At 66.7% G+C, this 13,055-nt stretch carries 10 protein-coding genes and 2 pseudogenes; 5 read left to right on the top strand and 7 right to left on the bottom strand.

Annotated elements, in window-relative coordinates:
- The 4 genes and pseudogenes from MOTC310_RS13940 to MOTC310_RS32795 all read right to left on the bottom strand — a co-directional run.
- A partial coding sequence (locus tag MOTC310_RS13940) for a CsbD family protein (protein ID WP_331302170.1) occupies positions 1-383 on the bottom strand: 383 nt, incomplete at its 3' end.
- An 85-nt stretch (positions 384-468) separates the two neighbouring features.
- Positions 469-639 carry a CsbD family protein gene (locus MOTC310_RS13935; protein ID WP_331302169.1) on the bottom strand — a complete coding sequence of 57 codons (171 nt, stop codon included), beginning with the start codon at positions 637-639 and terminating at the stop codon, positions 469-471.
- 95 nt (positions 640-734) lie between these two features.
- A pseudogene (locus MOTC310_RS13930) lies at positions 735-1,967 on the bottom strand (helix-turn-helix transcriptional regulator); the annotation flags it as partial.
- Between the two features lie 514 nt (positions 1,968-2,481).
- Positions 2,482-2,691: pseudogene (locus MOTC310_RS32795) on the bottom strand (hypothetical protein); the annotation flags it as partial.
- Positions 2,692-2,750: 59 nt separating this feature from the next.
- Between MOTC310_RS32795 and MOTC310_RS13920 the strand changes: the two are divergent.
- Complete coding sequence (locus MOTC310_RS13920) at positions 2,751-3,398, top strand: sigma factor (protein WP_331302168.1); 648 nt, start codon at positions 2,751-2,753, stop codon at positions 3,396-3,398.
- Positions 3,399-3,542: 144 nt separating this feature from the next.
- Here MOTC310_RS13920 and MOTC310_RS13915 read toward each other — a convergent pair whose 3' ends face one another.
- The gene (locus tag MOTC310_RS13915) at positions 3,543-4,040 is read right to left on the bottom strand and encodes a DUF6894 family protein (RefSeq protein WP_331302167.1); all 498 of its coding nucleotides are present in this window, start codon (positions 4,038-4,040) and stop codon (positions 3,543-3,545) included.
- 821 nt (positions 4,041-4,861) lie between these two features.
- On the opposite strand from MOTC310_RS13915, the gene MOTC310_RS13910 reads away from it, so the two are divergent.
- On the top strand, positions 4,862-5,800 hold the full coding sequence (locus MOTC310_RS13910) for a class I SAM-dependent methyltransferase (RefSeq protein ID WP_331302166.1): 939 nt from the start codon (positions 4,862-4,864) through the stop codon (positions 5,798-5,800).
- Between the two features lie 1,136 nt (positions 5,801-6,936).
- Here the strand turns inward: MOTC310_RS13910 and MOTC310_RS13905 are convergent.
- Both MOTC310_RS13905 and MOTC310_RS13900 read right to left on the bottom strand, forming a co-directional pair.
- On the bottom strand, positions 6,937-8,754 hold the full coding sequence (locus tag MOTC310_RS13905) for a hypothetical protein (RefSeq protein ID WP_331302165.1): 1,818 nt from the start codon (positions 8,752-8,754) through the stop codon (positions 6,937-6,939).
- 587 nt (positions 8,755-9,341) lie between these two features.
- Positions 9,342-9,539: a hypothetical protein gene (locus MOTC310_RS13900; protein WP_331302164.1), complete on the bottom strand. Its 198-nt coding sequence runs from the start codon at positions 9,537-9,539 to the stop codon at positions 9,342-9,344.
- Positions 9,540-9,882: 343 nt separating this feature from the next.
- Here MOTC310_RS13900 and MOTC310_RS13895 point away from each other — a divergent pair, with 343 nt between their 5' ends.
- The 3 genes from MOTC310_RS13895 to MOTC310_RS13885 all read left to right on the top strand — a co-directional run bounded on the left by MOTC310_RS13895 (position 9,883) and on the right by MOTC310_RS13885 (position 12,954).
- Complete coding sequence (locus tag MOTC310_RS13895) at positions 9,883-10,023, top strand: hypothetical protein (protein ID WP_331302163.1); 141 nt, start codon at positions 9,883-9,885, stop codon at positions 10,021-10,023.
- Between the two features lie 1,016 nt (positions 10,024-11,039).
- Positions 11,040-12,731 (top strand): methyl-accepting chemotaxis protein, encoded by a 1,692-nt coding sequence (locus MOTC310_RS13890; RefSeq protein ID WP_331302162.1) that lies wholly within the window; start codon positions 11,040-11,042, stop codon positions 12,729-12,731.
- Between the two features lie 7 nt (positions 12,732-12,738).
- Positions 12,739-12,954, top strand: a complete 216-nt coding sequence (locus tag MOTC310_RS13885; RefSeq protein ID WP_331302161.1) for a hypothetical protein — start codon at positions 12,739-12,741, stop codon at positions 12,952-12,954.
- The last annotated feature ends 101 nt before the right edge of the window (positions 12,955-13,055 follow it).

Raw genomic sequence — 13,055 nt, 5'->3', positions numbered from 1 at the left:
GCGTGGCTGCCGCGCGCGTAGGCGTCCTCGGCGTAGTCGTACGCCTCCTCGGCCGCGTGGCGGACGCCGCGCTCGGCGCGGGCGTACTGGTCCTGCGCGGCGCCCTGGGCGCGGCGGGCGCGGGCCTCGACGTCGTCGGCCCCGAGATCGTCGACGGCGTCGCGGACCCGACCACCGAGGTCGCGGGCCGCGTCGGCCACGTGGTCGGCCGCGTCGCGCACGGTGTCCTTGGCCTGGCCGTAGAGGCTCTCGGCCTGTCCGGCGGCCGCGCGGGCGCGGCCCTCGACCGAGTCCCGCCGCGAGCCGGTCAGGTCGCCGAACGCGCCCTGCACCTTGCCGCCGAGTTCCCGGGCCGCGCCCGTGATCCGATCGGTATCGACCATGTCGTTCTCCTCTCGTGTCGGCGACCGCCTCCGCGATCGCGCTCGTGGTGGGGACGCCTCACCGTGAGGCGCCGGGTGACGTCCGTCAGCGCGGGCGGGAGCCCGCGGGCCCGGAGCCGGCCTTCGATCCGGGCGCGTCGCGCTTCTGGCGCCGGCCCTCGGTCTCCGTCCGGGCATCGCCGGTCAGCTTGCCGATGGCCTCCTTCACCGAGCCCTTGAGGTGCTCGGCGGACGGTGTCTTCCTGTCTTCGGTCATGGGCGCCTCGTCATGCGTGAGAAAACCCTTGCCGAGCGGAAGATGTACGCCGGGCGCGCCGGATCAATGGTTTGGTTGTACCAGTATGGCAGTATTCATCCGTCAGAGATGTTCAGGGGAAAGCCGTTCTCGCGCCCCCAGACGACTGCCTCGCTGCGCTTGTGGATGCCGATCTTGCGGTACAGTGCGGCGCCGTGATTGCGCACCGTGTTGCGCGACAGCCCGAGCTTGCGCGCGATTGCGTCGTCGCTGAGCCCCGAGCAGATCAGGTTGAGGATCTGGCGCTCGCGCACGGTCAGGTTCGGCGCCGCCGCGTCACCCGCCTCGCGACCCGGCCGGCGCAGGTTGGCGAGCTTCTCGATCAGGCCGCGGCTGAACCACGACGTGTCGGCCATCACGGTCTCGATCGCGTCGAACAGCTCCCGCTCGGTGTGCTTGCGCTCGGTGATGTCCTGCAGCACCAGCAGCACGAAGGCCGCCTCGTTGATCTCGACCAGCTCGGCCGAGACCAAGCAGTCGAGGTGCGCGCCGCTCTCGTGGCGCAGGCAGACCTCGACGCCGAGCACGTAGCCCTGCCGCTCGAGCGCGGCCTCGACCTGCAGGCGCTGCTTGTCGGCGACCCACAGCCCGGCCTCCGCCAGCGAGCGGCCGACGACGCGGTCCTCGCCCAGGCCGAAGACCCGGCTGAACGCCGCGTTCACGCCCGTGACCTGGAGATCCTGCGCCCGCGCCAGCACGGTCGGCACCGGCGTCATCCGGAACGCCTTGGCGAAGCGCTCCTCGCTCTGGCGCAGCGCGGCCTCGGCCTTCCGGCGCAGCTCCAGGTCCGCGAAGGTGAACAACATGCACGGCTCGTCGCCCATCGCGATCGGCTGCCCGGCGACGATCACGCAGCGGCTTCCGCCGTCGGGCAGGTCGAGGCAGGCCTCCATCTGGGGGATCGTGGCGCCGGCGTTGAGCCGGGCGACGGCGAGGTCGCGGTTGCGGGCGCCGGCCAGGACGTCGAGCTCGTAGACGCTGCGGCCGATCACGGCGTCGCGGYTGTGRCCGGTCATCTCCAGGAAGCCGGCATTGACCTTGACGTGGCGCAGGTCGGACAGGCGCGTGATCACGGCCGGGGCCGGGTTGGCGTTGAAGGTGCGCTCGAAGCGCTCCTCGGCCTCGAACTGGTCGGAGACGTCCTTGAGGATCAGCGCGAGGCAGCTCGGGTTGCCGTCGCGGTCGGTGGCCACGAGGCTGCGCAGCGAGTGGACGAAGTCGAGCTCGGGCCTGTCGGCGCGGCGCACCTCGACCACGACGTCGTGGAAGCGCTCGCCGGCGANGGATCGTGGCGCCGGCGTTGAGCCGGGCGACGGCGAGGTCGCGGTTGCGGGCGCCGGCCAGGACGTCGAGCTCGTAGACGCTGCGGCCGATCACGGCGTCGCGGGTGTGCCCGGTCATCTCCAGGAAGCCGGCATTGACCTTGACGTGGCGCAGGTCGGACAGGCGCGTGATCACGGCCGGGGCCGGGTTGGCGTTGAAGGTGCGCTCGAACCGCTCCTCGGCCTCGAACTGGTCGGAGACGTCCTTGAGGATCAGCGCGAGGCAGCTCGGGTTGCCGTCGCGGTCGGTGGCCACGAGGCTGCGCAGCGAGTGGACGAAGTCGAGCTCGGGCCTGTCGGCGCGGCGCACCTCGACCACGACGTCGTGGAAGCGCTCGCCGGCGATCACGCGCTCGATCGGGTACTGGTTGGGCGTGACGTGGTTGCGGTAGCGCAGGCAGAAGCGGTCGCGGTAGGCCTCGACGGTGGGTCCGAGCTCGTCGAGGCTCTCGGCGCCGTGCATCGCGAGCGCGGCCGCGTTGGCGTACGCGATGGTCTGGTCGGGCTCGACCAGGATCACGCCCTCGCTGAGGCCGGCGATGATCTGCCGGAGCTCGTGCCTGTCGACGCCCGCCGTCACAGCTTCCACACCCCGTCCCGCACGCGCTGCCCGAGCGGCAGCGGGGCACAAACGGGTTGCGCACAAGCCGGTTCCCACACGTAAGTTATTTTCCTGGTATACGCGCACCATCGACGCCGTTGAGATCAACCAGAGATAAGTCTGGAGCCCTGCTGCGAGACGTCTTGTCCGTGCCGACGACGTCTCCAGCCCATCGCCCCCAGCGCTTCACCGTGAAGCCCGCCGACGAAGTGCGCGACCCGGCCGGCGCGCCCGAGTCCGTCACTTCGCATGTCCACGCGCAGCGCGGTCACCGGTTGCGGCAATACTATTCAGAAGTTGAACCGATGGAGATCGGCTCCCGGCTCGTGGGTGCCCTCGACCGCCTGGTCGCGGCCCTGGATGCCGCCGAGGTCGGGCATCGGATTCCGGGCGCCTTCAAGGATGATCTGATCGCCCCGGTGCCGCGCCTGCGCCGCTACGCCCTGTCGCCGACATTCGACGGCCTCGCGGACGACGATCTCGTGCAGCTCACGCTGCTCGAGGCGTGGGAGCACCGCCAGCGCTTCCAGCCCGGCACGAGCCTCGTCGCCTGGCTGTTCACGATCCTGCGCAACGGGTTCATCAACGGGCGGCGCAAGCGACGGCTCGAGGTCTCGGATCTCGACGGCCTGCACGCCGCCACGCTCTCGGAACCGACCGCGCAGGAACACGGCATGGGCCTGAAGGAGGTTCAGGCCGCGACCGACCGCCTCGAACCGGCCTACCGCGAGGCTCGGATCCTCGTGGCCGTCGACGGCCTTCCCCGCGAGGCCGCCGCCGCCTCCGCGATCGGGTGACCGGCGGGAACGGTGAAGAGCCGGGTCAGCCGGGCCCGGGACCGGCTGAGTCAGGACCTGGGTGAGCGCCGATCCGGGCGCCAGGCTGACATCCGGGCCTCGGTGCTCGGACGGGATGCCGGGACGAGACCGGGGGCCAGCCGATCATGCGGACCGGCGATCGGACCGCGCCTGCACGGGCGTCCGCTCGATGGGCAGACGCGCGACCGAGGCTCCCCTGGCGTCGCGCACGACCAGCACCCAGTCCTCCGCGTATCCTTCGTCGGCAAGATCCTCAACCATGTCGCGGATCACGCTGCGGGCATCGTCCAGAGCCTGATCGAGGCTCGTGGCCTCGATGCCGACCTCATCCTTGATGATTTCGTGACCGTGCTCGATATCGAAGTAGAGGCGCCTCGGCACGAGGCGAAGGTCGCGCCGGCCGCCGCTCGTGAGACCGGCGATGCCGAAGATCCGCGCCGGATCCTGGGCGGTTCGCGATGCGCCGACCTTCAAGAGCGCGAGCCCACCGCCAACCAGAACGGCGGTCCCGCTGGCCACACAGGACGCCAATATTACAGTGTATACACCGAACGTTTGCCATCCGAACGCGAGCACAATCGATCCGCCGCACAGGGCAGCCAAGATGACAACAATCGGCATCCCCCGAGCCCTCGATCGCGCGCCGGCTATTCCTCACGGGGTATACGGCAACATTCCACTCCGCAAGGACGGATAGAGAACAGGGACCGATTCCTTCGGCAGGGCCGGCAGCAACGTATCTCGCTTAACTTGAGGTTATAGATTCTCATTAATCCGCGATACCCCGTGAGCAAATATCCCCGTGCGCCCTCAACGATGAATGGTCGGTCAATCGGCACAATGCAAACCGAATGCGACAACCCGTACAGAGCTCAAAATCGGAGATTTTTTACTTTTCGACGGCGCATAATGACTTTAGAGTTCGTGGGAACGACGAGCCATGCCTTCTGACCGGTGGCGGATCCCCTCCCCCACACGGTAGCCACCCAGTCGCCGCCGGGCGCGATGACGCCGTCTCGCTCGATCGCGCCGAGAGAACAGTATCCGCTCCGAACACTGACCGGGTGTCGGGGATGCAGACCGAGAGCCGCCTCGAGAACGCGCTTCCGCTGCGGCGACAAAGGCGGAAGGCTGCACAAGCCCGTGGCCGGCCGCCGCAAAGATCGATCGTGCATTCACAATGTCTTGAGCCTCCGCAGAAGGGCACATCCTCTAACTGCAGGTTGTGTGGGCAGCTGTCGCAATATCCGTGATCGTCGATCGGACACGAACTTCTGAGCGAAACTTTCAAACTCAGCAGAGAGTCGTCCACAGACTGCGCGAACCGAGCCCTCGCGAAGTTTCATGTTTGCCGCGTTCGGTTTACTATCGCTTCGAACATTGGAACGGTGTGACCACGCCAGTCGGCCCGATGGGCTCCGGACCGGCAACGGAGTGAGTAAGTGGACAGCAGCGACGCGGCCCATGCGACGGCACTCGAGCAGGCAGATAACGACCCGCTGATCCGTTTCGCGGCCCTCGAAGCGAAGCTCGACGATCTGGTCGACCGGATCTCGGCGCTGCAAACGCACGTCTACTACGATTCGATAAACTGGAATACCTTCAAATCCCGCTTCGATCGATTTGTTCTCGAATGCGAAGACCGCCAGAGAGATATTCTGGAGGCCTTGATCCGAAAAAGCGAGGTCAAGCCTGCCAACGTACGTGTCGTGACGACGAACGCGCTGGCCGATGATACACCCGATCATCTCTTCCCGAGGGGAACGGCCGCGGACAATACCCGCTCGCCACGCTTCGTCGCGGCCTGCGAAGTCCAGTTCGGCACCCCCCTGCGTCATCTCGATATCGGTTCGGCCGGCGGAGGTCTTGTCTGGGATTTCACGCAGCGCGGGCATTTCTCGATCGGCATCGAAGGCTCCGACTGGTCGCGAAAGGAGCAGCGCGCTGAGTGGCGTACCATTCCGGACCGGCTTTTCACTGCCGATGTCCGCTTCCCGTTCCGCGTTGAGGACGATACCGGCGAGTGTCAGCAGTTTGATCTGGTGACGGCCTGGGAGTTGTTCGAGCACATACCGGAAGCGGACTTGCCCACTCTGCTGCATTCGATTGTCGATCATCTGAGACCCGGCGGGGTCATCGTGGCCTCGATAGCGACCTTCGCTGATCGCGACGAGGCGGGGCACGAGTTCCACGCGACGATCCGCGACCGCGCGTGGTGGGAGAACGTCTTCACGGCGGCGGGACTGATCCCGATCGAAAGTCCGTTCCAGGTCCGGGATTTCCCGCGCGGCTCCGGCAATCCGCGCGCCTGCGACTGGGACGCACATGCCAATCCGGAACTCGGCTTTCATATCGTGGCGAGATGTGGTGCGTCGGGATGATCGAGGGCGGGCGGACATGTCTGGCCTCGCCGCGCGGTCGCGTTGACGCAAGACGAACAGGATACGCGAACGCATATCGCACGAGCACAGCGAGATCGTGCTCGTACTGAGCGCGCATGAGGCGAGCTGCAACGTCCGAAGCGCTCAGACGGTTACCGGATCGCGCCCCGCGGGAGCCACCGACGCGCGAAGCCCTCCGAGTCGGACGGGAGGCGCCGAGCCCCGCGTCGCTCACGGACCGCCTCAGCGGCCGTGCGGAGACCTGCGAAACACCTGGCCCGGCCGGATCGATGCCACCTCGGAATGCGGGGCGGGCTTGCGGCGTCGCTCGCAATGGTAGACCGAGCACGGGCCCTGACGTGCTCGGATTGCCCATGAAGTTCCGACTGCCAATCTCGCCCATCCAGCGCCGCCCGCTGTTTGGCAACCCGCTTCCAGGCTTCGATCCAGCCTACTACCTGGATCGGAACCCCGACGTCCGGGAGGCCGGTCTGGATCCGCTCCAGCACTTCCTCGAGCATGGTTGGAAGGAGGGTCGTGACCCGAGCGCAGGTTTCAGCATCACGGGTTATCTAGCCGCGAACCCGGACGTTGCCGCCTCGGAACAGAACCCGCTTCTTCACTTCCTGCAGAACGGTCTTGCCGAAGGACGGAGCGGCTATACCCGCGGCAAGGCCCCCCTGTTGTTGACGAGACAGGGTCTTCACCAGCCTATGCGGCGCCGCCCTCGCCGGAGCCGCACGATTCCGTACCGCTGCAGGGCTTCATCGACGCGGCCGACCACGCCCGGATCCGCGGCTGGGCGTTCACGCCATCCTCTCCGCATTCACCGACCGTCATCGCCATCGTCGTCAACCAGTCACCCGTCAATACGGTCATCGCCGGCAAATTCCGTCCGGATCTACGCGAGGCTAATATCGGAAACGCGCATCACGGCTTCACATACGCATTCTTTCCGCCGCTGAGGACAGACGTGGAACAGACGATCGTGCTTCGCCGCAGCGTGGATGGTCAGGAAGTGGCCCGAACTGTCCTGCCTCCGAAGAGCCAGATCTGATCGACAAATCCTCGCGGCGCGCGAGGAAGCCGAATTTGGCCGGCCCCGTCACCGCGATCATCGGGACCCGGCATCGGCGTCAATCCTTGCATTCCAGATCGCCGGTAAGCAGAGGCTGGGCGTTGGCGCTCGGCGGCACAGTTCCGTCCATGCTGTAGATGTAGACTGTCGGATCGGCGAAACCGATCCGGCCTTGTACGGATCGGCCAGTCGCCCTGTCGAAGCCTGTCAAGACCGTATCCTTGAACGGCCGGCACGGCAGCGACGCCGTGATGTAGCCCGAACCGCCGGCGACTTTGATATCCAGACGAATGCCGAGGATCTCTCGACCGAACCGGCGGTAGTCGGCGGTGGCCGTGACCCTGGCGGCGGCCGAATCGCTGCGTGCGACGACGGGCGTGTAGACCGTTCGTGCGAGGTTCGTCGTGAAGCCCGTGTTCCCGATGGGCTGGCCGTTGTCGTCGGTGATGTTGACGCCCGCACCGTCCTCCCATTTCGGCGGCGCCTCACCGCTCTCGGTGTTGTACTTGGCCACGACATTGCGGACGCTCGGTCGAGGGCCGCCGCGCGCGACCAAGCCTCCCGTCGCCGAGATCGTACCGAAGCGATTGGCCCGCGCGGCGGACGGGGAGGACCAAGCTCCGGCCTTCAGGTCGACTCCGATACCGGTACGTCCTTCGCGATCGGCGCGGATGAAGATGAACTCATTGGTATCGGCGTTGCCGATCTCGAACCCCGTTCCCTCCTGAGTCAGCGTCAGGACGTTGATCCACTGACTCGAGTTGGTATCGAGCCACGGCGACCCTGGGCCGATGCGCACGCCCTGCGCCCGCAGGCTCGCCCTGCCTTGCTGCGTCACGCGCAATTTCCACTCGTTCTGGGACGTATCGAGGAACGAAGACGCGGCGTTGCCGCAATTCGCGACCGTGATTGAAACGTCTCGCGTTCCGCCAATATCGGAAGGCCGGACGATCAGGACGTCCCCCAGCACGTAATCGGATCCCCCCTCCGTGACGACGATGGCGGATACGGAACCGTCCTTGACCGTGATCGTCGCTCGGGCTCCCTCTCCGGTGCCGCCGCGCGCATTGACCAGGGGAACTCCGGTGTAGGTCCCGCTCCGGCCGCCGGAACCTGGCGTGACCGCGGCCCAGACGGCTCCCGTGAGCGGCCCCTCGGCGAGCGGGCCGCGGGCCTCGTCGACATCGATATCGACGCCGGGACCAGTCGTATCCCGCACCATGACGTCGATCCTGGAATTCTTCAGCCCGCGCACGAACAGTCCGGTCCTCGCGCGCCCATTCCCGTTGAGCGTCAGGTCCGAAATGGCGACGGCGGTCACCGGCGAGTGGGGTGACGTGCTGCGCAGGTCGAGGATCGAAGCTCCAGGTTCACCGACCCATTTCAACTCTGTTCCCGAGATGGAGAAGGCGCCTGCTCCTTGGCCGATGATCTTGATGCGGGACATGTTGGGTGCGCGCAGCGGCGTCGCACAGCGGGCGACGCCGGGAGGCAGGACCAGGGTCCCGCCTCCGCGCGCATCGAGAAAGGCGTACGCGGCGTTGATGGCCGGACAGACATCCGCGGATTCCGTCCAAGCCTTGCCGTCGCCGCGGCCGGCGAAATCCTCGTATGTCGCCAGGATGGCCCTGAACTTGGACACGAGGGGGCTGCTGACCGGGTCCGCCAACTCGCTGAGATTGACGTCGCCGCCGCTCGGCAGCGTCACGGTCGAGGCCGCCTCGGATCGCGCCGCCGGTTCGCCGTGCCCGGTGCCATCCAAGGTCGACCGACGCAGTTCCGATCCGAGGAACGACGGCGCCGTTCCGGCATCAAGGGCCGACGCCTGTGCCGCGCTCAGAACAAAGGAGAGGGCAGCGAGGAGATCGCGGCGCATGGTCAATATCCCGTGTCCCCATCGTTGCCCGACGCCGCGCCGTGCGCGGCGTCGTGAGGTCTGCTCGTCCGACCACCGGCGTTTCCATGATACGATGGCATCGTCGCGCGTCGCGGCCGAGTCCGGATCGTGCTGGATCGAAGGCGACCGACCGGCGCCGCAAGGTCCGCAATCCTTGTCGGGCCAAGCCGCGGTGTGCGCAGAAGATCGCGACAGTCTCGGGCGGCTGCCGAAGCGGCAGGCAGTGCCGAGCACCCGGTGAGCTTCATGCGCCCTCGCGCGGAGGACCGGTGCGACCCGCTGACAGCACGTTGCGGCGCCCGGACGGCCCCGAATCGGCCGCGCCTCTACGGAAGGCCGGGTGCGTGCGTCTGCACATCTTCTCCTGCGCACGCACGAAGGAGGTCACCGTCAGGTGCTGAGCCGGGGAAGGAATGCCTGCCTGAGCAATGCGCTCCCGATCGGGTCGCGAGGGATGCCTGCGAAGGGTCTATGTGCTGACTTGCATGAAGGAGCGCTGGCGCTGATCGCGCGCGGCGCGGCGCGGCGGGACGACGGTCGGGACCAGCCGCGTCGGTCGCGATCTTCTACAGAAGGCCGCTGGAGGCGCCGCCATTGAGCGAACGGCTGGCCCGCGCAACCAGTTTCGCGAAGGCCAGGGCCGCCGCGGAGGCTTGTGTCCGGGAGGGATACGACCGATCCGACTCGGCCACCGTCATCTCGGTCTCGTCGAGCAGCACCCAGGTCCAGAGATGCTGCCCGGTCGCGTGGATCTTGAAGTGCATGGCGAGCTCGCAGGCTGATGCATCGTGCCATCATGCCCGGCAGAAAGCCTCGCCACGTTAAGGGGTTGCGTCGCGCAACATCCCATGACGGGGAGTCCGGGCCTCATCCCCGATATCCACGCTGGCCACAGGCTGCGCAGGCCGTGCGGCGGCGAACGATCGGCGACTGCGGTGCGCTCAGCCGGCAACGCGCTCGGCCTCAATGCATCTTTTGATGAGGACAGCGACGGCGGATGTTCGTCCTAAGGCGTGATTGTCGCCGACCGCATCCGTGGGGCCTGGAAGGCTCCGGGCGAGGAGCCCTCGTGCATGCGTTCGGCCGGAGATGCCGCCTGCCACGTTCATGGATCAGCTCGTTCCCGTCCGTCCCGCCCGCACCCGCACGAAGCCCCATCTGGCCCTTGTCGTCGCGTCGATCATCCTGGCTGCCGGGCTCTGGTTCGTCATCTACGCGTTGTCCGGCCGCATCATCTGGTTCTGGTAGGGCGGGACGTCGGCTCCGGTCACCCGGGACGCAGCCGCCCTGATGGGTGTGCGCAACACCCGGCCGGTCACCACCGAACCCGAGAGCCGCTCTCGGATCGCCGCGATCCGGCGGTAACGGCCTGACCAGGGTTCGTTGCCCCGGAAGTCATGCCGGGCTTCAGCGCGCTCGATGGAGCGGATGTCGAATTCGGAGATGCGAGAATCGTGGCGCCTCGCTTCGCTGGTGCGGAACGACAGCGCGATGACGCGGGGCCGTGCCCGGCCAGCCCGATACGAACTCGTGAGCGGAGACGACACGCGGCCAGCATTTGCTGGCGGCGCTGGCGCACCCTAGGGGACCGCACCGAGCCTGACGTATCAATGCCTCAGGCGGAAGTGGGACCCTCGACCTTATCGAGACGCTCCGCGCGAACACGCGCGCGGCCGAGGCTCTCAAGACCGACAAACCAGCCTGGAAGCGCAACATGATTCGGACTGCGATCCTGTTGACGCACCCGGTGAAGGGGTGAGCGCGCCGGATACTGATCGTGCTCGGGAAGCGAGGGGCCGACGTCTCATGGAGCGCTTGAGCGGTTTCGCTCAAGGCATCGGGATCAGCGGCACGGATGCCCCCCTATCATCGGCCGCGTTATCGCTTCCGATCCATCCGCCGGGGACGGTGACCTGATGGCCAAGGCGCGCACCTGGATGCTGATCGCACTCGGCTAGCGGATGCCAAAGGCCCGATCACCTGGACGCGCCCGGACGGACGTGGACACTCGCTTGAGTTTCCCAGCCGCGCTTGCCTCCGAGTTGTCGACCGCCCATCCAGCGCGGGGTGAGACTGTCTCAACTTCGGCAAATGTATTTTTTCATACATTGTCTTTGCTGGCGATGCCATATCGGACATCGTCCAATATGCGTTGAATGACAGAATTCACTTCATTGGCTAGCCCTAACATACATTATTTTTCACCCTTCCTTAGTTCCTGAATCGGACATTCGGGCAGCATTGAAGAGCGTTTGGGGGCAGCCATGCTGCGCAAGACCAGTGTTCTAATTAAATCAATCATCCCGATCCTGTTGATGGCAATTATGTCCGGAGGATTGATTGTCTATGCCATAGCCGACCTTAACGACATGGCCAAACAAACGCGCGACATCGTCGATGTTCAAGCTGTTCGACTCGAAAGAATTCTCACTGTTCGTGTATATGTGAACGAAGCTGCTGTCCAGGCGCGCAACATCATCTTAGAAACGCGGGAGCAGGAGCTGGCCAAGTTCAAGGATCGCTATTTGGATGCGACAAAAACGGCGTATGAGGCAGTAAAGACACTGATCGACTTGGCCGATACGCCCGATCGCAAGGCGACGAACCAGACGCTCCAAAAGATCTTGGATGAGTTTTTCGCCGCCTTAGACAAATCCAACAGCCTCGGTCTTAAGAACGACAACGAGGCCGCCGCTAAGGTTTTGCTCACGGATGGTGCGGTCGCTCGCCTCAAGCTGAGGGATTTCGTTCAGGGCCGAATCGATCGGCTGACGTCGGAACTGCGGCAGGCGCGAGACAACGCCGACCAGGCAGTGAGGGCGGCCATGACGATCCTGATCAGCGCTGCCGTGATCGGCATTCTTGGAACCATTGCTCTGTCCGCTCTGATCGTGGTCTTCGGTATCACGCGACCGCTGAATAGCCTCGTCGGGGTGCTGCAGCGGATGGCCCGCGGCGAGGTCGACGCCGAGATCCGGGAGGCCGCCCGCGGCGACGAGATCGGCGCCGTCGGCAAGGCGGTCGAGGGCATCAAGGCCATGGTCGCCCGCAAGGCCGCCGAGGAGGCCGAGGTCAAGCGCCGCGCCGACGAAGCCGCCGCCGCCGAGCGCCGCCGCACCATGGTCGAGCTCGCCGACCGCTTCGAGCGCGCGGTCGGCGGCATCGTCGGCCTGGTCTCGTCCTCGGCCACCGAGCTCCAGGCCACCGCCCAGCAGATGACCGCGACGGCCCAGGAGACCGCCGCGCAGTCAACCAGCGTGGCGGCCGCCGCCGAGGAGGCGGCCACCAACGTCAACACGGTCGCGGCCGCGGCCGAGGAGCTCGGCTCGTCGGTGCAGGAGATCGGCCGACAGGTGCAGGGCTCGGCCCAGCTCGCGCAGGCCGCGGTGGGCGAGGCCGGCCAGACCGCCCACCTCGTCCAGGCGCTCAGCCAGAACGCCGCCCGGATCGGCGACATGGTCGGGATGATCTCGGGCATCGCCGGCCAGACCAACCTCTTGGCGCTCAACGCCACGATCGAGGCGGCGCGCGCGGGTGCGGCCGGGCGGGGCTTCGCGGTCGTGGCGACCGAGGTGAAGGCGCTGGCCGAGCAGACCGCCAAGGCGACCGAGGAGATCGCGCGGCAGATCGGCGAGGTGCAGGGCGTGACCATGCAGGCGGTGACGGCGATCGGCGGGATCACCGGCCGGATCCGGGAGATCGACAGCGTGGCGACGTCGATCGCGGCGGCGGTCGAGGAGCAGGGCGCGGCGACCCAGGAGATCGTGCGCAACGTCGCGCAGGCCTCGGCAGGCACCAACGAGGTGACGGGCAACATTGCCGGCGTGGCGCAGGCCTCGGAGGAGACGGGGGCGGCGGCCGGGCAGGTCCTGTCGGCGGCCTCCGAGCTGTCGCGGCAATCCGAGCATCTCGGCGCCGAGGTCGCCCGCTTCCTCGCCACTGTGCGCGCCGCCTGAGGCGGCCATGGCCGAGATCCGCGTCCGCCCGGTCCGACCGCACGGTCCGGATCAATCTGCCCGCCTTCGTGCAGACCTCGCCACGGCGTATGAGCGCGGCACGGATCTCGGCCCCCGATCCGCCCATATCCGGGCTTGTGACGACCGCTTGCTCGGATTGAGCCGCGCCCTGGAACACGCGAACGCGGATCTCAACCTCTCGCTGATTGAGGTCGGTCTCTAGAATCGCGACAGACGTCAAGCTCCGCGCGGCTTCGTCATCGAGGCGGAGAGCCTCGCCAACACGGCACAAAGCTTCGCGAACACCGCGCGGGGCCTCGTCGA

The sequence above is a fragment of the Methylobacterium oryzae genome (assembly GCF_036441375.1).
Lineage (GTDB): Bacteria > Pseudomonadota > Alphaproteobacteria > Rhizobiales > Beijerinckiaceae > Methylobacterium > Methylobacterium oryzae_A.
Note: the sequence above shows the minus strand (reverse complement) of the source record. Positions and strands in the feature narration are given on the sequence as shown.